Origin of the sequence: Streptomyces sp. NPDC012935 (assembly GCF_042900345.1) — a bacterium.
Lineage (GTDB): Bacteria > Actinomycetota > Actinomycetes > Streptomycetales > Streptomycetaceae > Streptomyces.
Map to the genome: position 1 here is coordinate 23,293 of NZ_JBIBBC010000028.1, position 20,888 is coordinate 44,180.

The window sequence follows — 20,888 nt, forward strand, 5'->3', positions numbered from 1 at the left end:
GTGTGACGCTCTGTCATTCGATCGCGCTTTACCAGTAGTTGGGCAGGTGGTAGCGGTGGGTGTTGGTGGAGTGCCACTCGTGGTTGCCGGCCACCCAGTCGGAAAGGCCCCGGGCGTACCGCTCGACCAGCGGTGAAGTGGCGGACAGCAGGGCCGACTCCTCCTCGAAGGCCTCCATGATCCGGTTGTGGATCTCGACGGCCTTGAGGTAGGCGGCTTTCAGACCGCAGCGCTCGTTCGCGGCGATGACCTGCGGCAGGTTCAGATGGTCGGGGTCGCTCGCCAGCTCCTTGGTGAAGGAGTACAGGTCGTTGACGATCGTGGTGGCGTTGCAGGCGAGCGCCGTGATCCGCTGGATCTCGGGGCGGGCGTAGACCACCTCGGGCAGTTCGTAGCCGTCCACGGCGTCCACGATCGACAGACAGGGGCGGAAGTTGTTGAACTGCCGCATCACCAGGTACTCCCAGACCTGCGGGACGTACCGGGTCTCCGCCCAGGCCGCCTCGGCGAGGTAGCCCAGGTGCAGCCGGGCGATGTCGTGGACGAAGCGGTCGGTCTGGCTCGGGGTGGCGAAGGCGGCGTAGTCCTGGAGGGCGAAGTGGTACGAGCGCAGTGGACCGTCGGCCCGCACGCCGTGCCGCCACTCCTCCTCCAGCTCGGGAATGCCGTGGTACGGGTCGAGCGCCGACTGGGCCATGATCAGCCGGCCCCCGAGGCCCCGGCGTGCGCCGCCCCGGCCCTCGTCCTCCTCGCAGTAGCAGGAGTCGACGACGTTCTCGGCGAGCAGCAACTCGCCCGCGGCCGTCAGACGTTCCAGGTCGAGCGCCTGCGGATGCTGGAGCACCACGGCCCGCCCGAACTGGAACCCCGAGAAGTCGCCCTTCCACGCCTCGGGGAACAGATCGAGGTCCCGGGCCCACTCCTCCAGCCTGCGGTCGACCTCCGCGGCCTTCGCCGGGTCGGCGGGGGGCACCTGCCGGTACCGGAGCCCGGGGATCGCCCCGGTGCGGCGCTGGGTGCGCAACGAGCTCGCGATGTTCGGCGGTCCCGGCAGTGCGAAGGCGGGGGTGCTCATCGGGTGCTCCACGCGGTCACTCGGCCGTCCGGCCGATCTGGGCGTTCTCCAGGATCCCGACCGCGTCGGGGACGAGGATCGCCATCGAGTAGTAGGCGGTGACGAGGTAGCGCATGATCGAGTTGGCGTCGATGCCCATGAACCGCACGTTCAGGCCCGGCTGGTACTCCTCCGGGATGCCCGTCTGATACAGCCCGATGGCGCCCTGGTCGCCCTCCCCGGTGCGCAGCGCGATGATGCTGCTGGTGTGCTGCGGGCTGATCGGGATCTTGTTGCACGGGAAGATCGGCACACCCCGCCAGGCGGGGATCTCGTGCCCGTCGACGTTCGCCGTGCCCGGCACCAGACCACGCCGGTTGCACTGCCGGAAGAAGGCCGCGATCGCCTTCGGGTGAGCGATGAACAGCTTGGTCTTGCGGCGCATCGACAGCAGTTCGTCCATGTCGTCGGGGGTCGGCGGCCCCGTGAACGTGCTGACGCGCTGCCCGTAGTCGGCATTGGCCAGCAGCCCGAACTCCCGGTTGTTGACCAGCTCCCACTCCTGCCGTTCGCGGATCTCCTCGATGGTGAGGCGGAGTTGCTGCTCGGTCTGGTTCATCGGGTCGTTGAAGAGGTCGGCCACCCGGGTGTGCACGCGCAGCACGGTCTGGGTGAGGGACAACTCGTACTCGCGCGGGGCGAGTTCGTAGTCGACGTAACCACCGTCGATCGTCGGCTCGCCGGTGTGGCCGGCCTGCACCGGAACATCGGCCTCGCCCTTGCGGTTCATGGGCAGCTTCTGGCGTTCGCCGTACGCCTCCAGGTGTGCCGCGAGGGACGGCACCCGGTCGACGAACTCCGCGACCACGGCCCAGGGGAGTGCCAGCAGTACGCCCGCTGTCTCCGCACGCACCGAGCTCCGCCACAGCGGGTCGGCCTGGCCGATGGCCTCGTCGCCGATCTGGTCCCCGTCGGTGACGACCCCGAGGATCTCCTCCTCGCCGTACTTGCCCTCGGTGAAGCGGGTGAAGCGGCCGTGCACGACGAGGTACGCCTCCGTGACCGACTGCCCGGCCGCGACGAGCACCTGGCCGGCCCGCACCTCGCGCACCCGGAAACGGGTCGCGACCTCCTTGAGGACATCGATGTCGGAGTAGCCGCGCAGGGCGGGCAGTTCGGTGAGCGTCTGCGGGATGACCTTGATGTCGTCGGCGCCGTTCTGCTCGAACTGCACCCGGCCACGGCCCACGCGCAGCTGGAGGCGCCGGTTGACCCGGTAGGTACCGCCCTTGACGTCCACCCACGGCAGCATCTTCAGCAGCCACCGCGAGGAGATGGCCTGCATCTGCGGTTCGGACTTGGTGGTCGTGGTGAGCTGGCGCGCCGCATGGGTGCTGAGACTGGTGAGTTGTCCGTCGGCGGAGGTGGCGGTGGGGGCGGAGTCGTCGGTGGCGGGTCCGGTGGCGCTGTCGGGTACGGACACGTATCTCCCTAGAGGGTGATCGGGCGTGAGCGAAGTGGTCGGTGACGACGGCAACCGCGGGCGCGTGATAGGGGCTGCCCAGTGGCACTGGTGAGCCGCACGCGCCGCAGGGACAAGCCAAACAGCGCCGGTGGTGGGGCCGGTACGGCGTGAAGGGGGCGGTTTTGCCACCTGGGTGGCGCAAACCCTCCCTGGAAGCAGAGGGCACACGCGCACGTGCCTGCACGCCGGTCGCGTTCGCCCCGACGTGCGGGCGCGAGGGGCGCGACCTGCGAGCTCTCGTGATTCGTGTCCCCCGTCCGGCGCGCGGGCCGCACAAGGCTCAGGAGACGTCGTTCACCAGCACGGCTGCCCCGTCGAAGCGCCCGGCCTTGAGATCGCGCAGCGCCTCGTCCGCACGGGAGAGCGGATACGTGTGCGTCGTGGCGCGCACCGAGTGCTCTGCGGCGAGCGCCAGGAACTCGCGGCCGTCCGCGCGCGTGTTGGAGGTGACGCTGCGCAGCTGCTTCTCGTAGAACAGCTCGGTCTCGTAGTGCAGTGCCGGGACGTCGGAGAGGTGGATGCCCGCGACGGCCAGCGTGCCGCCCCGGTCGAGGGCGCGTAGTGCGACCGGGACCAGCTCGCCGACCGGAGCGAACAGGATCGCGCTGTCCAGCGGCTCCGGCGGCGTGTGCTGTACGTCGCGGGCCGAGGCGGCGCCCAGATCGAGCGCCAGCTGCCGCGCGGCCGCCCCGCGCGTGAGGACGTGCACGGTGGCGCCCTCGGCCATCGCCACCTGCGCGCACAGATGGGCGCTGCCCCCGAAGCCGTACAGTCCGAGCCGCCCGCCCGGTGGCAGCGCGGCGCGCCGCAGGGCGCGGTACCCGATGATCCCGGCGCACAGCAGGGGCGCGCACGACACGTCGTCCAGGCCGGCGGGCAGCCGGTACGCGAACGCGGCCGGCACGGTCGTGTACTCGGCGTACCCGCCGTCGGCGTCCCAGCCGGTGTACCCCGAGGCCGGGCACAGGTTCTCGGCGCCCCGCGCGCAGTAGCCGCACGAACCGTCGGTCCGCCGCAGCCAGGCCACCCCCACCCGCTCCCCGATGCCGAAGCCGCTCACGGCCGCCCCGAACCCCGCGACCACGCCGACGACCTCGTGCCCCGGCGTCACACCCGGCCGGTGCACCTCCAGATCACCCTCGGCGACATGCAGATCCGTACGGCACACCCCGCACGCCCGCACGCGCACGAGCAGCTCGTCGTCCCCCGGCACCGGCACCGGCTTCTCGACCGGCCGGACGGACCCCGACTCGACCGGCCCCGGCTCGACCACCGACCACGCGCGCATCGTCCCGTCCGCCATACCGTGTCCCGTTCGCCGACCGGCTGCCGTCCACCCCAGTCTGGAGCGGAACCGGCCATTCGGCGCGCGGCCGGAGGGCCTGGTGGCTAGCGTAAGAATCCGGACAGCTCACCGATCCGGGAGAGGGCCGCAACCATGGCCGTGAAACCTGAAGGAACCCCGATCTGGGCCGACGCGATGTTCAGTGACGTCGAGGGAGCAAAGAGCTTCTACGGCGACGTCCTGGGCTGGACGTTCGGCGAGGAGTCGACGGAGTTCGGCAACTACACCCAGGCCTACGCGAACGGCAAGGCGGCCGCCGCGGTGGTGCCGCCCATGCCCGGCCAGGAGGGCCAGTCGCAGTGGTGCCTCTACTTCGCCTCCTCCGACGCCGGCGCGAGCGCCGCCAAGATCCGTGAGAACGGCGGCGAGATCCTGATGGAGCCGATGGCGGTCGGCGAGTTCGGCAGCATGTGCCTGGCCCGGGACCCCGGCGGTGTCGTCTTCGGAATCTGGCAGCCCGGCACCCACAAGGGCTTCGAGACGGAGATGGACCAGCACGGCGCCTTCTGCTGGTCGGAGATCTTCACCCGCGAGCCGGAGAAGTCCGACGCCTTCTTCCCCGCCGTCTTCGGCTACGGGCAGCAGCAGATGGAGGCCGGGGAGATGGACTTCCGCCTCTACACCCTCGGCGGCAAGGAGAACATGGCCCTGGGACGGATGAAGATGACGGACGACTTCCCGCCCGACATCCCGCCGTGGATCAACGTCTACTTCAACGTCCCCGACTGCGACGACGCCGTCGCCAAGGCCACCAAGCTCGGCGGTGTGCTGCGGTTCGGACCGATGACCAGCCCGTTCGGCCGGTTCGCGGCGCTGAGCGACCCGCAGGGGGCGAACTTCTCGGTGATCGACACCGGCACGACCGAGGGCGACATGCCCAAGCTCAGCGACGTCTCCTGACCGACTCCGCGACCGGGCACCCGGCCCGCCCATGGCATGATCGGACACATGCGTGAACGTGTAGTGGCCGCGTGCGACGGGGCTTCGAAGGGAAACCCCGGACCGGCGGGCTGGGCCTGGGTCGTTGCCGACGAGACCGAGGCCCCGGCCCGCTGGGAGGCGGGACCGCTCGGCAGGGCCACCAACAACGTCGCGGAACTCACCGCCCTGGAACAGCTGCTCACCGCGACCGACCCCGGCGTACCGCTGGAGATCCGCATGGACTCGCAGTACGCCATGAAGGCCGTCACCACCTGGCTGCCGGGCTGGAAGCGCAACGGCTGGAAGACAGCCGCCGGCAAGCCGGTCGCCAACCAGGATCTGGTCGTACGCATCGACGAACTGCTCGACGGCCGCACGGTCGAGTTCCGCTACGTCCCCGCCCACCAGGTCGACGGCGACCCGCTGAACGACTTCGCCGACCGCGCCGCCAGCCAGGCCGCCACCGTGCAGGAGGCCGCGGGCAGCGGCCTCGGCTCACCGGAGCCGCCGCCCTCCCCGGACACCCCGAAGGCCAAGTCGGCCCCGCGCCGCAAGGCCGCCGCGCCCCGGAAGAACGGCAGCTCCTCGCGCACCATCAAGGCCAAGTTCCCCGGCCGATGCCTGTGCGGCCGCGGCTATGCGGCGGGCGAGTCCATCGCCAAGAACGCCCAGGGCTGGGGCCACCCGGAGTGCCGGACCGCCGAGGCGTGACGCTGAGCCCTGCGGGGCTCAGGCCGCGTCGAACGTGTAGTGCGCGGTGTGGTCCAGCAGGTCGGCGGGGCGCACGTCGTTCCACGGCTTCATCGTGTCGTTGAGGTCGATCACGTTGGGCGTCCCGGCCGTCGGCAGATAGCCGGAGCCGGGGTGCCGGCGCTGCCAGTCCGCCCACAGCTTGTCGATGTAGGCGTGGTGCAGCCAGAACACCGGGTCGTTGGGCGACGCGCCGGTCGCCATCTGGCCGCCGACCCACACATGCACCCGGTTGTGCAGATTGACGCCGCGCCAGCCCTCCAGGTGGTTGCGGAAGCCGTCCGACCCGCTGTTCCAGGGCGCCATGTCGTACGTCGGCATGGCGAGCACCGACTCCACCTCGGCCCGGGTCGGCAGCTCCCGGACGCCGGCGCCGAGCGCCCGTCGCAGAAACGTACGCCCGTCGACGCGTACGTTGATCTGCCAGTTGCCGATCGACGCCGCGAACGGCCCGTCCATCACCTGTCCGTCGCGGCTGCGCCCGGTGCCCCCGAGGAAGTCGGGCGCCCACAGCGAGGACCGTATCGAGCGGTCGGTGCTCCAGTCCCAGTACGGCAGCGCGACCGAGGCGTCCACCTCCTGCAGCGCGCGCTCGAACTCGAGTAGGAATCTGCGGTGCCAGGGCAGGAAGGACGGTGAACGGTGTCCGGTGCGCTCGCCGTTGTCGGTGTCGCCGACGATGAATGCGTTGTGGGTCGTGACGAACTCGTCGTAGCGGCCGCTGCGCTTCAGCTCCAGGAGCGCGGAGACGAACCGCCGCTTCTCGTCGGCGGTGAGCAGGGCCTGGTTCTTGCGGACGGTCATGGTTGCTGGTGCTCCAAAGTGCGGGTGGGGCGAGTCAGTGGGCGCCAAGCGCTGCCTGCTCGACAAGGGGTTCGCGCGCGCTGGACGGCGGGCAGTCGGCGGTCGGCCGGGTGCCAGTCGGCGTTCAGCCGGTGGGGAAGGGGAGGAGGGCCGCGCCCTGTAGTTCGTCCACGGCGGCGCGGGCCGCGGCGCGCGGCGTGGGCACCGGGTCGTAGTGGCTGACGACGCTGATCCAGCTGCCGTCGGCGTTGCGCATCACATGCAGTTCCACCCCGTCGACGAGCACGGCGTATCCGGCGCCGTGGTGCTCGTGACCGCCGCCCGTGGCCGGCCCGCCCTGTATCCGGCGGCCCTTGTAGACCTCGTCGAAGGGCGAAGGGGTCGGCGCGTGGTGGTCGTGCCCGGCGGTGGACGCGGTGGACGCGGCGGGCGTGGCGGACGCGGTCGTGGCGGTGCGCGCGGTGACCGTCTGGACACCGGCGACGGTGGCGAGGGCGGCCGCGGCGGTGAGCGCACGGCGACGGCTGAGTTCCGGCATGCGGACCTCCTGAGTTCGTTGGGTTGACGACTCCGCATGCCTATCGGGCCGGACGAGAGCGGAAGAAATCCCCCGGCAGTGGTTGGCCCCGATCCGGACAAGTAACTACATGTCGTGCAAGGTTGAAGGAAGGTGATCTTGCCGCGACGGTGGACCTGAAGCCCCGGAACGGGAAATTCCTCCCCCTGGAGATCGCGTTCCGGATGGTCCTTCACCGGGGGAGCCGCCGCGCGTGGCCCACCTCACGCGCGGAAAGTGGCGCGATCCGCAATGCCGCGGGATGGGGTGTCCGCCCTGCTACTCTGCCGAGCAGATATGGCCGATTTGCGTATTTTCAAGGGGTATGTGTGAAGATCGCCTGTGTCGGTGGCGGGCCCGCCGGCCTCTACCTCTCGATCCTGCTGAAGCTGCGGGACCCGTCGCACGACATCACCGTCCACGAGCGCAATCCGGAGGGCTCCACCTACGGCTGGGGCGTCACGTACTGGCGCGGGCTGCTCGTCAAGCTGTACGAGCACGACCCGGTGTCCGCTCGCGCCATCGAGGAGAGCTCGGTCCGCTGGGACGAAGGCGTCGCTCATGTCCGGGGCGTGACGACCCGTCGGCCCAGCGACTCGGGGCATGGCATCGGCCGCCACCGGCTGCTGGAGATCCTCGCCGAACGCGCCCGCGCACTGGGCGTACGGCTGGACTACGAGCACGAGATCACGCCGGAGAACCTTCCCGCCGCCGACCTGATCGTGGCGGGCGACGGCGTCCACAGCTCCCTGCGCACCCAGTACGCCGACCACTTCGGTACCCAGGCCAGAGCCGGCCGCAACCGCTACCTCTGGCTCGGCACCAGCAAGGTCTTCGACGCGTTCACCTTCGCCTTCGTCGAGACCGCCCACGGCTGGATCTGGTGCTACGGATACGGCTACGGCAAGGGCCTCGGCCCCGACGCCAGCACCTGCGTCGTCGAATGCGCCCCCGAGACCTGGACCGGCCTGGGCTTCGACACCGCGAGCGAGGCCGACGGTCTGGCTCTGCTGGAGAGGCTCTTCGAGGGCATCCTCGACGGCCACCCCCTCATCGGCCGCTCCGGCGCCGACGGCGGTGACCGGTGGCGGCCCTTCCGCACCTTCTCCAACCGCACCTGGCACCACGACAACCTCGTCCTGCTCGGCGACGCCGCCCACACCACGCACTACTCCATCGGTGCGGGCACCACCCTCGCCCTGGAGGACGCCATCGCCCTCGCCGGCGCGCTGCACGAGCACCCGGTCCTCCCGGAGGCGCTCGCCCACTACGAACGGGAGCGCAAGCAGGCCCTGTTGGCCATCCAGAGCGCGGCCCGATACAGCGCCCAGTGGTACGAGAACCTGCCCCGCTACCTCCAGCTGCCCCCGGACCAGATGTTCGCCCTGCTCGGCCAGCGTCACTCACCCCTGTTGCCGCACGTGCCGCCACAGCTGTACTACCGGATCGACAGGGCCGCCGGGCAACTGGAGGCCATGCGGCGCCTCAAGCGCTGGCTCGGACCGAAGGTCGCGCGCACCGTGCACGCCAGGTCTCTCGCGTCCCGGACCTAGGGCCTCACCGGAACAGCCGGTCGAGGAAGGCGTTGCCGAACACGCCGTGCGGGTCGAGGCGGTCCAGGACCCCGGAGGCCTCGCCCCACACGCCCTCCCCGAACGAGCCGGGCACGACCGTGCCCAGCACCTCCCCGTCGCTCCAGGCGGCCTCCTTCGTATAGGCCCAGCCCTTCGACCACTCGGCGCGGGTCATGGCGTACTCCCCGTCGAAGGTGCGCAGCACGAACCGCTCGATCTGGCTCAGGAAGGCCTCCGCGTGCGGTGTTGTGGGCAGCGTCAGGATGTTGAGCCAGACGGCCGTGTCCCACTCGGGACGGTCGTCGCGTGGGCGGAGCGCCGACAGCAGCGGGGCCCGTGCCCCGGCCAGGTCGGCGTCCGCCGGGTCGTCGAGGCCGGTCACCCGGATCTCCACGGACCCGTTGACGGGGAACTGCCCCCGGTCGGCGTACGCCGCGAGACGCTCCCGGTAGAAGGCCGTGAACTCGGCCACCACGCGCTGCACTTGCGCCCTGCTGGTGAGCACCGCGTAGCCGTTCGTGGCGATCCTCAGAGTCGTCGGCCGCAGATACAGCAGCGTGTTCTTCGACGGACCCCAGATGTCCCCCGACAGCGTCGCCACCAGTCCGAGGGCGGCCACGTCGTACTGCGCGTTTCCGAGCACCGGTGCCAGATACCAGGCCCCGTCCGACACGATGCGCCCCACCAGGTCCGCGACCGGGGTCGGGACGCTGTCGGAGAACGGGTAGTTGTACGGCCTCGTCACACGCCGCGAGACCGGTGGCCGGGTGGGGGAGACGCTCCACACCTTCAGCCACGGGAACTCGGTGAAGGCGAACCAGATCGCTTCCACCCGCCCTGCCCGGTCCAGGAAGCTCGCGAAGGTGCGTCCGTCGGCGCCGGGTGCGGCGAACAGCTCGCCCGCCGGAATGTCCGTACGGCTGACGCACCGAAGGTTGGTGTTCGCGCCGACGCGCAGCACGACCTCGGTGACCAGCGAGCGGCCGAGGTGGGCGAGCAGGGCGGCGCAGTCCGCCTCGTCACGGCTGTACGTCCGCAGCACGTACGCGCCACTTTCCTCGTCCCAGACGACGGCCGTCAGCGACAGCACGAGATTGCTCAGCGAACCGTACGTGTGTCCGGGCAGCCGCCGTTCACCGCGCGCCGGTACGGCGGTGCCGTGCGCGTCGACGGCCAGGGCGCCGCCCAGGGTGAGGTTGCCGGGCGCGGGCGCGGCGGTGACGCCGAGGCCGTGTTCCTCCAGGTAGGTGAGCAGCCCCTCCAGGGTGACGCCGGTGCCGGCGCGCACGGCCGTCGGCGACTGGAGGGACAGGCCGGTGAGATGCGAGGCCATGTCCACGAGGAGGACCGGCGCCTCCGACGGGGTGCCCTGCGTGATCGTCAGCGGCGACCAGCCGTGGGAGGCCCCCCGGGCACGGACTCTCCAGCCGTGCCGCCAGGCCCAGTTGACGACGGCGACCGCCTGCTCCGGTCGGTCCGGCGCGCAGGCCCACAGGCCGTCGGCGGTGATCTCGCCGACCCAGTTGCGGTAGGCCGAGCGGTAGAGGGCCACATCGGCCGGGAAGTCGGGCAACTCCTGCGCCGCGGCGGCCGGATCCGCCGGCAGAAGAGTCGGTACGGCGGTCAGGGCCGCTGCCGTGCGCAGGAAGCCCCTGCGGCTGAAGTCGTCGGTCACGCGCTCACGCTAGGCACCGTCTTGACAGGCACCGCTCGCCTGTCGAATTGATTCACCCGTGTGAGTGACGGATTCACAGGCAGCGAGGCGGAGGGGCCTGTTCCGCGCACCTGGATGACGAGTGACACACTGACGCCATGGACGAGCGTGTAATCGGTAGGTCGGGCCAGCGGGCATCCGTCGTCGGTCTCGGTACGTGGCAGCTGGGCGCCGACTGGGGAGACGTCGACGACAAGGAAGCCCTGGCGGTGCTGGAGGCAGCGGTCGAGGCGGGAGTGACCTTCTTCGACACGGCCGACGTGTACGGCGACGGCCGCAGCGAGCAGACCATCGCCACGTTCCTGCGCGCCAGGCCCGAGCTGGACATCCTCGTGGCGACCAAGATGGGCCGCCGCGTCGACCAGATCCCCGAGAACTACGTCCTCGACAATTTCCGTGCCTGGAACGACCGTTCGCGCCGCAACCTCGGCGTCGACCGCCTCGACCTGGTGCAGCTGCACTGTCCGCCGACGCCCGTCTACTCGACGGACGAGGTGTTCGACGCCCTGGACACCCTGGTCGCGGAGGAGCGGATCGCCCGGTACGGCGTCAGCGTGGAGACCTGTGAGGAGGCGCTGACCGCGATCGCCCGCCCGGGTGTCACGAGCGTGCAGATCATCCTCAACCCGTTCCGCATGAAGCCCCTGCGCGAGGTGCTGCCCGCCGCGCACGAGGCCGGCGTCGGCATCATCGCCCGGGTGCCGCTGGCCTCCGGGCTGCTGTCGGGCAAGTACACCAAGGACACCGTCTTCGCCGCGAACGACCACCGCACCTACAACCGGCACGGCGAGTCCTTCGACCAGGGCGAGACCTTCTCCGGCGTCGACTACGCCACCGGCGTCGAGGCGGCCGCAGAGTTCGCCGAACTCGCCCCGCAGGGCTACACGCCGGCCCAGCTGGCGCTGCGCTGGATCATCCAGCAGCCGGGTGTGACCTCCGTGATCCCGGGCGCCCGTACCCCCGAGCAGGCCCGTGGCAACGCGGCCGCCGCCGCGCTGCCGGACCTGTCCGAGGACACGCTCAGCGCGATCAGGGATCTCTACGACCGGCGGATCAAGGACCAGGTGGAAAGCCGCTGGTAGTCGCCTACGGCTCCGGGACGGCGCCCCAGCCGCACCCGGAGCCCCGCTGTTTGAATGTTCACCGCCGGGGTTACCCGCAGTGCATGACCACGAAGGAAAACCGGACAGGACGCGACGAGACCCAGGAAGAGCGTGCCGACCGCATGTGGGGCGAGCTCATCCAGGAGGTCAGGGTGGCCCAGATGGGCGTCCAGATCCTGTTCGCCTTCCTGCTCACCGTCGTGTTCACACCGAAGTACGACACCCTCAGCGACACGGACCGGACCATCTACATCGTGACGGTCGTCCTGGGCGCCACCGCAACGGGTGCCCTGATCGGTCCCGTGTCCCTGCACCGACTGGTGTCGGGGCGCCGCATCAAGCCACAGGCGGTGGAGTGGGCCTCCCGGCTGACGCTGCTCGGCCTGATCCTGCTGCTGGCCACCATGGCGGCCGCGCTCCTGCTGATCCTGCGGGTCGCCACGCACGACGACTGGGTGCCCTGGCTGGTGACGGGCGTGGTCGTGTGGTACGTGGTGTGCTGGTTCGGGCTGCCGCTGTGGACCCGCCGCCGCCACACAGAGTGAGCGGCGGCGCCTGGACGGTGTGAGGGCAGCTACTCCGCTCGCGCCGAGTTCTCCTGTGTCGCGCGCAGCGCCGCGATGCACGTGGAGATGGCCTGCTGGAGTTCCTCCAACTGCTGGACCATGTCGTCCTCGACGAACTCCTGCACATCGTCGAAGGTCAGCTCCTCGAAGACCTTCGTCGCCCGCTGCAGGCTGCTGTAGAACTTCGTCCGCCGCTCCTGCACGCGCAGCTCGGGGTCGGCCTCCACCGTCTCGGCGACGAGGGACTTCATGGTGTCGTAGGCCTCGGTGGCCCACTGGCCGGTGTCCTCCTCGTCCTCCAGCTCGTCGATGAGCGACAGATGCCGCTCCGCCTCCTGGCGCAGATCGACGGGCGCGTCGAGGGTCTGCCCGGCCGGGGTCTTGATCTGGCCGGACTCGGCGATCTGGCGGACGTACCCGATCCGGTCGGCCGCGCGGCTCTCGGTGGCGACGGCCTTCTTGAGGTCGTCGGTACGGACGACGTCCCGCGCCAACTCGGCCTGCAGATCCGGGTCCTCGCGGACCCGGTCAAGGAGCGCCTGGCGGGCCGCGCGGGCGGTCGAGGGGTCGGCGAGGATCGCGGCACGCAGCGCGGTGGGGTTCTCGGCGACCTCCAGCGCCTTCGTCGGGCGGATGCCCTCGGCCTCGGCAGCCTCGGTGATGGCGGTGCCCCGCTCGGAGGTGGCGCTGTTGCGGGAGACGTAGTAGGTGAGCCACACGTCGGCGTCGGGCAGCTCGACCTCCTGGCCGGGCGTGAGCGTCTCGAAGTGCGGGACGAGACCGTCGTCGGCGGCCCGGTCCCAGGCCTTGTAGTAGCGCATGACGCGGTCGGGGGAGCACCCGGCGAGTTCGGCGAACTCCTTCGCGGACACCTTCGGCGTCTCGCCCGCGCCCTGCCCGCCGGGCCGTACGCTGCGCGCCACCATCAGGCCGAAGGCCCATCCTCCGGTCCGCGCGTAGACCCCGAACTCACGCGCGTCCCGCGCGACGAGGTCGGACAACGGGGGCTGGGACGCGGGGGACGTCTCGGGCGGGACGAACGCCAGTGACACGGATGACTCTCCTGTTGGGGCTGCTCGGAAGGCACCGCCGGGAAGGCTCGGGTGCCGACCGGCAGCCTATGGCACGCGCGGACGACGCTCTCGCGGTCCCCGGTATCGCCGGGTGCGCGTGCGTGCGTGTGCGTCAGCCGAGCGCGTCCCGCAGCGCGGGCAGCAGCGTGGTCTGCGCCCAGTCGATGTAGGGCCGTTGCTCCTCGCCCCCGATCTGGACGAGGGCGATCTCGGTGAAACCGGCTGCGGCGAACGGACGGACCGCGTCGACAAAGGCATCCACGTCGTCGCCGCACGGGATCGCTTCGGCGACGTCGTCCGGGGTGACGAACTGGGTCGCCGCCTCGAAGGAGTCCGGGTGCGGCAGCTCCGCGTTGACCTTCCAGCCGCCGCCGAACCAGCGGAACTGGGAGTGGGCGCGCTTGATCGCGGTGTCCCGATCGGGGTCGTAGCACACGGGGAGCTGCCCCACCCGCGGCTTGCCCGCGCCGCCGTGCCGGTCGAATGCCGCCAGCAGGTCCGCCTTGGGCTCCGTGGCGATCACCAGGTCGCCGAGCCGGCCCGCGAGCTCGCAGGACTGCTCACCGGAGACGGCGATGCCGATGGGCGGCGGCTGGTCCGGCAGGTCCCACAGGCGGGCCGACTCCACGTCGAAGTGCGTGCCGCGACGGTTCACATGGCCGCCCTCGAAGAGGGTGCGGATGATCTCCACGGCCTCCTCGAACATCTCGTGCCGCACGTCCACGGACGGCCAACCACCGCCCACGACATGCTCGTTGAGGTTCTCGCCGGAGCCGAGCCCCAGCCGGAACCGGCCCTCGGACAGCAGTTGCATCGTGGCGGCCTTCTGCGCGACCACCGCGGGGTGGTAGCGGAACGTCGGACACGTCACGTAGGTCATCAGGGGAATTCGCGACGTGGCCTGGGCGGCCGCGCCCAGAAGGCTCCACGCGTACGGAGAGTGACCCTGCGAACGCAGCCACGGAAAGTAGTGGTCCGAGGTCACAGAGAAGTCGAAGCCGGCTTCCTCGGCGCGGACCAGATGGTCCACCAGGTCACGAGGGGCGGCCTGCTCGGTCATCATCGTGTATCCGATCTGCACCATGCGGCCCGAGTCCCCGGACACAGATGGTGAAAACGGGATTGACGGGACGGGCGGCACGGAATGCGGGGCCCGGGCGGGAACGCCTCTGCCATGGCCCCGGAATCGGAGAGGATGCTCGCATGAGTGTTCGCCCGCTGCCTTCGGGTACGCCCGCAGCCCAGGGCGTCGACGCCTCCGGTGTCCTCGCCTTCCTCGACGCCCTCGACGCCGCCCCCGACATCGAGCCGCACAGCCTGATGATCATGCGCCACGACCGGCTCGTCGCGTCCGGCTGGTGGGCGCCGTACACCTCCCAACGCCCGCACCTGCTCTACTCGATCAGTAAGAGCTTCACCGCGACCGCCGCCGGGATCGCCGCGGGCGAGGGGCTGATCCGTCTCGACGACCCGGTGATCTCGTACTTCCCCGAGCTGGACGCCGACATCACCGATCCGCGCAGCCGCGCGATGCTCGTGCGGCATGTGGCGTCCATGGCCAGCGGACACGAGACCGACGCACTCGACGAGGCGCGCGTACTGGACCGTGAGGACCTCGTCCGCGGATTCCTGCTGGCGCCCCCGCCCCGCGACCCGGGCACGGTCTTCGCCTACAACCAGCCCGCCACCTTCACGCTCGCCGCCATCGTCCAGCGGACGAGCGGTCAGTCGCTGACCGAATATCTCCGGCCGCGCCTGCTGGACCCGCTCGGCATCGGCGAGGTCGCGTGGCTGCGCTACCGCGGGGGTCAGGAGCTCGGCTTCAGTGGACTGCACGCCACGACTGACGCGATCGCCAGGCTGGGCCAGTTGTATCTGCGGGGCGGGATGTGGGACGGCGAGCGGCTGCTGCCCGAGTGGTGGGTGACCGAGGCCTCACGTCCGCAGATCTCGAACTCCGGCGTCATGCCGGGGGACGACTGGCAGCAGGGGTACGGCTTCAAGTTCTGGATGTCCCGGCACGGCTATCGCGGAGACGGCGCGTTCGGGCAGTTCTGTCTGGTGCTGCCCGAGCAGGACGCCGTGATCGCGACGACCGCGGACACCTGGAACATGCCGGGCCTCCTGGAACTGGTCTGGGAGCATCTGCTGCCCGCGTTCCGCCCCGCGCCCCTGACGGGCGGCGAGGCGGCGGACGTGGCCCTGGCCGAGCGACTGGCGGGCCTGGCGCTGCCGCCCGCTGACGGTGAGCCCGCGCCGCCCCAGCAGGCCGAGGCATGGTCCGCCGCCGCGTTCACCCCGTACGGCGATATTGGCGGGAAGCTGTCGAGGCTGACCGCCATCGACCTCGCGCCGGACGCGGACGGCTGGGCCCTGACGCTCACGGACGACGGTCACCCGCTTCGGCTGCGGCTGGGGAAGGCCGACTGGACCGTCACGGAGGGGGCGGTGCCCACCGCGGTCAGTGGCGGCTGGACCGACGCGGACACCCTCGCCGTGGACATCGCGTTTCTGGAGACCCCGCACCACCTGGAAGTCACGTGTTCGCTCAAGGACCGGACGTTCACGGCGCGTTGGCGGACCGAACCGCTGCACGGCCTGCCGCTGTGGGCCATGTGCGCACCCCGCGGGCCGGCCTGATCAGGCTTCGGGCACCCGGAAGGTGCGCAGGACGGTGTCCAGGGCCTCCTGGTTGTCGGCGTCGTTCCAGTCGTCCGCCGGGGTCGTCCAGCGCAGTGAGTAGCCGAGGCCGTCGCCGATGAGGAAGCCACGGCCGAACGTGCGCACCCTGGTGTCGTCCACGTCGGCGAGCCACTGGATGTCGGCGGCCCGGTACCCCTGGTACGTGGTGGCCTCGATGTCGCCGATGCGTTCGTAGTCGGCGTCGGCCCGCTTCAGTCCGGGCTCGACGTCGTCACGCCACACGGCGACGGGGTCCGGGCCGACGCGTTCGCTGTAGGTGACCGCGAGCGTGCGCGGATCGCCCTCCGCACCGAACACGACCCGGTACGCGAGGTCCGAGGCGCGCGTGGTGTTCAGGGGTTGCCAGTCCTCGGGAACGGCGAGGGAGAAGCCCTCCGGTGAGGTGTACGTCCGGAAGCCGGAGGGCAGCCCCGTGCCCGAGGGGGACGGGGTGGGCGATGCGGTCTCCGGCGCGCTCCTAGTGGGGGAGGCCGTGGGTTCCTTCGTGGGGGAAGCGCTCGGAGCCGGAGTCGTGGGCTCCTCGGCGGAGGCCGACGGGCTGGGGGCCGTACCGGCCGCCGAGGGGTCCGAATCGTCCGACCGGTCGCTGGTCATCACCAGGACGGCCGCGGCGACCGTGACGACGGCGAGCGCGGTGCCGGCGATCATGGCGCGTCTGCCCCAGCCCGGTCCGACGGCGTACAGACCCCGCAGCCGGGGACGCGGCTCGGCCGGCAGAGGCGTCTGCGGATCCTCGTTCAGGACGCGCACGAACGCCTCACGGACCACGGGTCTGCTCAGCCGCTCCCTGGAGTCCTTGCGCAGCAGTCCCTGCACGGCCTGGGTGAGCGGCCCGGCACGCACCGGGGCGCGCAGCGGGAGCCGGTCCACGCCCTTCAACGTGGCCTCGGGCCGGTCCCGTTCGCGATACGGCGGGCGCCCCTCGATCATGGCGTAGAGAATCGCACCGAGTGCCCACAGATCGGATGCCGGTCCGATGTGCTCGTCGCGGGCCTGCTCCGGTGAAGCGTACGAAGGCGCGGCGATCCGCGGCGCGAGGGTCGCGCCGGCCAGTCCGAAGCCGGTGACCACCACGGTGCCGTCGCCGCGTACGAACACCTGGCCGGGGCTCAGTTCGCCGTGCGTGATTCCGGCGACATGCGCCGCCTCCAGTACGTCCAGCAGTTCGAGGCCGATGCGCGCGGCCCGCACGTAGTTGAACGTGCCCTGCTGGGTGAGGAGTTCACCGAGGGGCGTGCCGTCGATCCACTCGGTGACGATCCACAGGTTCCCGCCGTCCTCGACGGCGTCCACGACCGTGGCGACCGCGCCCGGGCGCAGCAGCCCTATTCGCTCGGACGTGCGCAGCATGCGCGAGGTGGCCCGGCGCCTGTCGTCCGGGCTCGGGGCGTCGGGGAGCCCGATCTGCGTGAGGAGGAACGGGTGTTCGGTCTCAATATCCTCGCCGTAGTAACTGACGCGGTTCGTCTCGCTGTGCACGACATCGACGAGCCGGTACCTCCCGGCGACCAACTCGGATGTGGAGACGCGCGCCTTGACCATGGCCATCCCTCGCTGAACCCCTGAATCTCATTTCTCACAGGAAGTACGAGAGACGGGACAGGAAGCGTTCAACGAAAACCTCAACTAAAGGGCTGTTCCTTTCCTTTGCTACTTACGCGTGAGTAACCTGACGAAAAAGTAAGGAATTCGAGCCGACGTTTCAGTGAACCCCGAAATCCGCCGCCCAGCGCAGCACGTCCTCGGTCGTCGCGTTGCCCCCGCACACCACCAGCCCGAGCCGCGCTCCGTCCCCGACCCGCTCCAGGACGCGCCGGGCCGCGGGCAGCAGGCAGCCGGCGGCCGGCTCGGTCCACAGCTTGGCGTGCTCGGCGAGTTCGAGCACACCCCGCACCGCCTCCCGGTCCGGCACCACGAGCACCTCGTCGACCAGGGCGGACACATGGTCGTACGTCAGTCGGGACGCGGTTGGCGCGCTCAGCGTGGACACGATCGACGACAGCGCCACCGGCACCGGCCCGCCCGCCGTCAGCGCCGCGGACATCGCCTCGGCGCCCTCGGTCTCCACGCCCCAGATCCGTACGCCCGGACGGCGGGCCCGCAGCGCGACCGCGACGCCGGAGATGAGTCCGCCGCCCCCGACGCTGACGATGACGTCCGTGAGCTCACCGGCGTCGTCGGCGAACTCCAGCCCTACAGTGCCCTGGCCGGCGATCACCAACGGGTCGTCGAAGGGATGGACGAGCGTCAGCCCTTCGTCCCGCAGCCGCGTGACGAGAGAGAACGCTCCGTCCATGTCGTCCGTCAGCCGCACGCACGCCCCGGCGCCGCGGGCGATCTCCACGGCGCGGACCGGCGCCGAACGCGGCATCACCACGGTGACCTTCACATCGAGGACGGCGGCCGTCATCGCGAGGGCGATCCCGTGGTTGCCACCGCTCACCGCCACCACCCCGGCCGCCCGCTGGGCCTCGGTCAGCGACAGCAGCTTCGCCGTCGCCCCTCGGGCCTTGAACGAGCCGGTGCGCTGCAGCAGTTCGAGCTTGGCCGTCACCGGGACGCCGAGCAGGGCCGACAGGCCGGGGCTGGGCACGGTCGGCGTGCGGACGACGTGGCCGGCGATGAGGTCGGCCACGGCTTCGACATCGGAGATCCCGATCAAGGCAGTCACCCTTCCGGCGCGGGGCGGGGTCCACGCCGTTGGCACCCTGACGCGGGAGCCTCCACCGGTCAACTCGGACTCGCCGCGGGGCGTCACGGTGATTGGGCGTTCACCGTCCCGCTGCGGGTCGTGTCTTCACGGGTCGTGCCGGACCAGGAAGTCGAGCACCGGCCGTAGTTCGTCGGCGGGTCTTCGGCCTTGGGGGGTGTGTCGGTCGGAGTGGCTTCCGCGGTGGTCCATGGCGTCGGTCGAGTCGGGCTCGCGGGCGGCACGGTGATTCGGCCCGCACCGCCCTGCTGCGGGTCGGGTCTTCACAGGTCGCGCCGGACCAGGAAGTCGAGCAGCGACCTTAGTTCGCCGGCGGGCCTGGCCTTGAGGGGTACGTCGGCCAGAGCGGCCTCCACGGCGGTCACATGGCGCCGGGCCTCCGCGAGCGCGGCCGAGCGGCCGCCCGCCTCCTCGATCAGCGAGGCCACCTCGCCGGGGTCGGCGGCCGACTCCAGGAGCACGGCGACGCGAGCGCCGGAGCGGGAGTGGAGCGCGGCCAGCACGGGGAACGTCTTCTTGCGCTCCCGCAGATCGCCGTACACCGGCTTGCCGGTGACAGCCGGGTCGCCCCAGATGCCCAGCAGATCGTCGACCACCTGGAAGGCGATGCCCAGATGCCGGCCCGCCCGGTCGAGGGCGGCGACGGTGGCGGGCGGGGCACCGCCGAGCAGGGCGCCCAGCGCTGCCGAACAGCCCAGCAGGGCGCCCGTCTTGTGCTCGGCCATCGTCCGGTACTCGTCCGGCCGCACCCGCTGTGGCCCCGTCCACGGACGCGTGGCGAACAGCAGATCGTCCGCCTGCCCACGCACCAGGTCCTGCAACGCCACGGACAACAGCCGTACGGCCGGCGGGCCCGCCGGTGCGGCGGCCAGCGTCTCGACGGCCAGCGCGAACAGCGCGTCACCCGCGAGGACGGCGGGCCCCGTGCCGTAGGCCTTCCACACGGTCGGGCGGCGGCGCCGGGATGTGTCGCCGTCCATGATGTCGTCGTGCAGCAGGGAGAACGCGTGCACCAGCTCCACAGCGACCGCCCCGGGCACCGCGAGCCGCCCAGGGGCACCGGCAGCCTCGGCCCCGAGCACGGCCAGCGCCTGCCGTACGCCCTTCCCGCCGGAGGCGGCGGCGGGCGCGCCGCCCACCTCGCACCAGCCGAAGGAGTAGGCGGCCATCTCACCGACCCACGGGTGCGTCCGCCCCACGGCCTCCCGCAGCGCGGGCCGCACCAATGCGCGGCAGCGGTCGAGGACTTGGCGGGCGTCGGCAGGAGCCTGAACCGGCGAGGCGTGCCCTTGGACGCCGGACGGAGCCCGGAGAGCAAAAGGGGAGGCCGTCACCGTACGGCCCCCGCCCCGGCGCCTGCCATGGCATCCTCGCCGACGCCGAACTCCTCCTGGGCCCGCGCCACCATCTCCCGGGCGTGCCGCAGCCCGATCCGCTCCAGCACCCCGGCCAGCTCGGCCAGTTCGGCGGCCGTCTCGGCACGGTCGCACCCCAGCTGCGCACGCGACTTGGCCAGCCCGAGCCGGGACAGCGCCTGGCCGCGCGGCTCGCTCATGGCGCGGAACTCGGCGAGCGCCTGCTCGTACAGGTCCCGGGCCTCGGCGTAACGCCCGGCGCGGTAGAGGACGTTGCCGCGCATCTTGTGGTTGTAGGCCAGCGCGCTGGACAGCTTCATCGCCCGGCACGTGGTCTCCGCCTCGGACAGCAGGGCCAGTGCCCGTTCCGTGTCGCCGTCGCGCACGGAGACGACGTCGGCGAGCCCGCGCAGCGCCCAGGCATGGCCACGCCGGTCCTCGGCGCCCGCGGCGATCCCGGCCGCCTCCTCGAACAGGTCGTACGCGGTGTCGTAGGAGCCGGTGTTGCGGTGGATCTGGGCGATGCCCTCCAGTGCCCACACGGTGTGCCGTGCCTCGCCGCGCCGCCGGGCCTCGGCCAGCAGCTGCTCGTGCAGCCGGTGGACGGCGCCGTAATCGCCCTGGATGCGGCCGGTCTCGGCGAGACCGGCCAGGGAGTAGCCGCGCACGACGATGTCGCCGCCGCGCTCGCCGAAGTCCGCCGCGAGCTGCAGCAGCCGCCGGGCCAGGGCGAACGACCCGCGCTGCCGGGCCAGCGTGCCGCCGCTCCACAGCGCCCAGGCCATCGCCGCGGTGTCGTCGGCCTCCCGGGCGGCGCGGTAGCTCGCCTTCCAAGCCCGGTCCGCGTCCCCGATCTGACCCAGCCGCCGGTGCGCCTCGGCGACCGCGAGCCCCGAGCGTGCCGCCTCGCCGTGCTGCCCGGACCGCTCGGCCGCCCTCAACTGCTCGGTGCCGGCGGCCAGTACGTCGGTCAGCGAGGAGTTCACGGACAGCTTGGTGAGGGCTCCCTGGTACTCCGGGGCGAATGCCTTGCCGTACATCGATGCCTCTCGATCGATATACACGTCATCTCTACTCTCTGTGTATACGCAGTGCGTATACGTGATGGGTATACATGGCGTGTATAGAGCGTTGA

The 20,888-nt window shown here is 71.1% G+C and carries 18 protein-coding genes; 6 read left to right on the forward strand and 12 right to left on the reverse strand.

The window, feature by feature from the left end; genetic code table 11:
* Positions 1-28 precede the first annotated feature (28 nt).
* From ACFY5C_RS38875 to ACFY5C_RS38885, 3 genes are all read right to left on the reverse strand, one after another.
* On the reverse strand, positions 29-1,075 hold the full coding sequence (locus ACFY5C_RS38875) for a family 2 encapsulin nanocompartment cargo protein terpene cyclase (protein ID WP_389454350.1): 1,047 nt from the start codon (positions 1,073-1,075) through the stop codon (positions 29-31).
* Positions 1,076-1,091: 16 nt separating this feature from the next.
* The gene (locus ACFY5C_RS38880; RefSeq protein WP_389454353.1) at positions 1,092-2,537 is read right to left on the reverse strand and encodes a family 2B encapsulin nanocompartment shell protein; all 1,446 of its coding nucleotides are present in this window, start codon (positions 2,535-2,537) and stop codon (positions 1,092-1,094) included.
* 322 nt (positions 2,538-2,859) lie between these two features.
* Entirely contained in the window at positions 2,860-3,867 is a 1,008-nt protein-coding gene (locus ACFY5C_RS38885) for a zinc-binding alcohol dehydrogenase family protein (RefSeq protein ID WP_389454499.1), read from the reverse strand.
* 150 nt (positions 3,868-4,017) lie between these two features.
* Here ACFY5C_RS38885 and ACFY5C_RS38890 point away from each other — a divergent pair, with 150 nt between their 5' ends.
* A complete protein-coding gene (locus tag ACFY5C_RS38890; protein ID WP_389454356.1) occupies positions 4,018-4,824 on the forward strand; it encodes a VOC family protein in 807 nt (268 codons plus the stop codon).
* A 36-nt stretch (positions 4,825-4,860) separates the two neighbouring features.
* Positions 4,861-5,556 carry a ribonuclease H gene (locus ACFY5C_RS38895; protein WP_389454359.1) on the forward strand — a complete coding sequence of 232 codons (696 nt, stop codon included), beginning with the start codon at positions 4,861-4,863 and terminating at the stop codon, positions 5,554-5,556.
* Positions 5,557-5,574: 18 nt separating this feature from the next.
* Here ACFY5C_RS38895 and ACFY5C_RS38900 read toward each other — a convergent pair whose 3' ends face one another.
* The gene (locus ACFY5C_RS38900; protein WP_389454362.1) at positions 5,575-6,399 is read right to left on the reverse strand and encodes a tyrosinase family protein; all 825 of its coding nucleotides are present in this window, start codon (positions 6,397-6,399) and stop codon (positions 5,575-5,577) included.
* A gap of 124 nt (positions 6,400-6,523) precedes the next feature.
* Positions 6,524-6,937, reverse strand: a complete 414-nt coding sequence (locus tag ACFY5C_RS38905) for a tyrosinase cofactor (RefSeq protein WP_389454365.1) — start codon at positions 6,935-6,937, stop codon at positions 6,524-6,526.
* Between the two features lie 347 nt (positions 6,938-7,284).
* On the opposite strand from ACFY5C_RS38905, the gene ACFY5C_RS38910 reads away from it, so the two are divergent.
* Positions 7,285-8,508 carry an FAD-dependent monooxygenase gene (locus ACFY5C_RS38910; protein WP_389454367.1) on the forward strand — a complete coding sequence of 408 codons (1,224 nt, stop codon included), beginning with the start codon at positions 7,285-7,287 and terminating at the stop codon, positions 8,506-8,508.
* Positions 8,509-8,512: 4 nt separating this feature from the next.
* Here ACFY5C_RS38910 and ACFY5C_RS38915 read toward each other — a convergent pair whose 3' ends face one another.
* On the reverse strand, positions 8,513-10,204 hold the full coding sequence (locus ACFY5C_RS38915; RefSeq protein WP_389454370.1) for a cholesterol oxidase substrate-binding domain-containing protein: 1,692 nt from the start codon (positions 10,202-10,204) through the stop codon (positions 8,513-8,515).
* 137 nt (positions 10,205-10,341) lie between these two features.
* Between ACFY5C_RS38915 and ACFY5C_RS38920 the strand changes: the two genes are divergently transcribed.
* Both ACFY5C_RS38920 and ACFY5C_RS38925 read left to right on the forward strand, forming a co-directional pair.
* A complete protein-coding gene (locus ACFY5C_RS38920) occupies positions 10,342-11,325 on the forward strand; it encodes an aldo/keto reductase (RefSeq protein WP_389454373.1) in 984 nt (327 codons plus the stop codon).
* A gap of 83 nt (positions 11,326-11,408) precedes the next feature.
* A complete protein-coding gene (locus tag ACFY5C_RS38925) occupies positions 11,409-11,891 on the forward strand; it encodes a DUF6328 family protein (RefSeq protein ID WP_389454377.1) in 483 nt (160 codons plus the stop codon).
* Between the two features lie 29 nt (positions 11,892-11,920).
* On the opposite strand, the gene ACFY5C_RS38930 is transcribed toward ACFY5C_RS38925, so the two are convergent.
* Together ACFY5C_RS38930 and ACFY5C_RS38935 are read right to left on the reverse strand one after the other, a co-directional pair.
* A complete protein-coding gene (locus ACFY5C_RS38930; protein ID WP_389454380.1) occupies positions 11,921-12,964 on the reverse strand; it encodes a hypothetical protein in 1,044 nt (347 codons plus the stop codon).
* A 133-nt stretch (positions 12,965-13,097) separates the two neighbouring features.
* A complete protein-coding gene (locus tag ACFY5C_RS38935) occupies positions 13,098-14,069 on the reverse strand; it encodes an LLM class F420-dependent oxidoreductase (RefSeq protein ID WP_389454383.1) in 972 nt (323 codons plus the stop codon).
* Between the two features lie 119 nt (positions 14,070-14,188).
* Here ACFY5C_RS38935 and ACFY5C_RS38940 point away from each other — a divergent pair, with 119 nt between their 5' ends.
* Positions 14,189-15,625: a serine hydrolase domain-containing protein gene (locus ACFY5C_RS38940; RefSeq protein ID WP_389454385.1), complete on the forward strand. Its 1,437-nt coding sequence runs from the start codon at positions 14,189-14,191 to the stop codon at positions 15,623-15,625.
* Here the strand turns inward: ACFY5C_RS38940 and ACFY5C_RS38945 are convergent, their stop codons facing one another.
* From ACFY5C_RS38945 to ACFY5C_RS38960, 4 genes are all read right to left on the reverse strand, one after another.
* A complete protein-coding gene (locus ACFY5C_RS38945; protein ID WP_389454388.1) occupies positions 15,626-17,236 on the reverse strand; it encodes a serine/threonine protein kinase in 1,611 nt (536 codons plus the stop codon).
* Between the two features lie 154 nt (positions 17,237-17,390).
* Positions 17,391-18,350 carry a threonine/serine dehydratase gene (locus ACFY5C_RS38950; RefSeq protein WP_389454391.1) on the reverse strand — a complete coding sequence of 320 codons (960 nt, stop codon included), beginning with the start codon at positions 18,348-18,350 and terminating at the stop codon, positions 17,391-17,393.
* Between the two features lie 311 nt (positions 18,351-18,661).
* Positions 18,662-19,597, reverse strand: coding sequence for a polyprenyl synthetase family protein (locus ACFY5C_RS38955; protein ID WP_389454394.1), 936 nt, complete (start codon positions 19,595-19,597; stop codon positions 18,662-18,664).
* Positions 19,598-19,728: 131 nt separating this feature from the next.
* Positions 19,729-20,793 (reverse strand): tetratricopeptide repeat protein, encoded by a 1,065-nt coding sequence (locus ACFY5C_RS38960; RefSeq protein ID WP_389454502.1) that lies wholly within the window; start codon positions 20,791-20,793, stop codon positions 19,729-19,731.
* Positions 20,794-20,888: the final 95 nt, after the last annotated feature.

What these genes read in the sequence shown, in the direction of transcription:
- ACFY5C_RS38905 (WP_389454365.1), bottom strand. Translation starts at nt 6,937, where the DNA reads ATGCCGGAACTCAGCCGTCGCCGTGCGCTCACCGCCGCGGCCGCCCTC.
- ACFY5C_RS38925 (WP_389454377.1), top strand. Translation starts at nt 11,409, where the DNA reads ATGACCACGAAGGAAAACCGGACAGGACGCGACGAGACCCAGGAAGAG.
- ACFY5C_RS38935 (WP_389454383.1), bottom strand. Translation starts at nt 14,069, where the DNA reads ATGGTGCAGATCGGATACACGATGATGACCGAGCAGGCCGCCCCTCGT.
- ACFY5C_RS38875 (WP_389454350.1), bottom strand. Translation starts at nt 1,075, where the DNA reads ATGAGCACCCCCGCCTTCGCACTGCCGGGACCGCCGAACATCGCGAGC.
- ACFY5C_RS38890 (WP_389454356.1), top strand. Translation starts at nt 4,018, where the DNA reads ATGGCCGTGAAACCTGAAGGAACCCCGATCTGGGCCGACGCGATGTTC.
- ACFY5C_RS38960 (WP_389454502.1), bottom strand. Translation starts at nt 20,793, where the DNA reads ATGTACGGCAAGGCATTCGCCCCGGAGTACCAGGGAGCCCTCACCAAG.
- ACFY5C_RS38940 (WP_389454385.1), top strand. Translation starts at nt 14,189, where the DNA reads ATGAGTGTTCGCCCGCTGCCTTCGGGTACGCCCGCAGCCCAGGGCGTC.
- ACFY5C_RS38920 (WP_389454373.1), top strand. Translation starts at nt 10,342, where the DNA reads ATGGACGAGCGTGTAATCGGTAGGTCGGGCCAGCGGGCATCCGTCGTC.
- ACFY5C_RS38885 (WP_389454499.1), bottom strand. Translation starts at nt 3,867, where the DNA reads ATGCGCGCGTGGTCGGTGGTCGAGCCGGGGCCGGTCGAGTCGGGGTCC.
- ACFY5C_RS38900 (WP_389454362.1), bottom strand. Translation starts at nt 6,399, where the DNA reads ATGACCGTCCGCAAGAACCAGGCCCTGCTCACCGCCGACGAGAAGCGG.
- ACFY5C_RS38945 (WP_389454388.1), bottom strand. Translation starts at nt 17,236, where the DNA reads ATGGCCATGGTCAAGGCGCGCGTCTCCACATCCGAGTTGGTCGCCGGG.
- ACFY5C_RS38895 (WP_389454359.1), top strand. Translation starts at nt 4,861, where the DNA reads ATGATCGGACACATGCGTGAACGTGTAGTGGCCGCGTGCGACGGGGCT.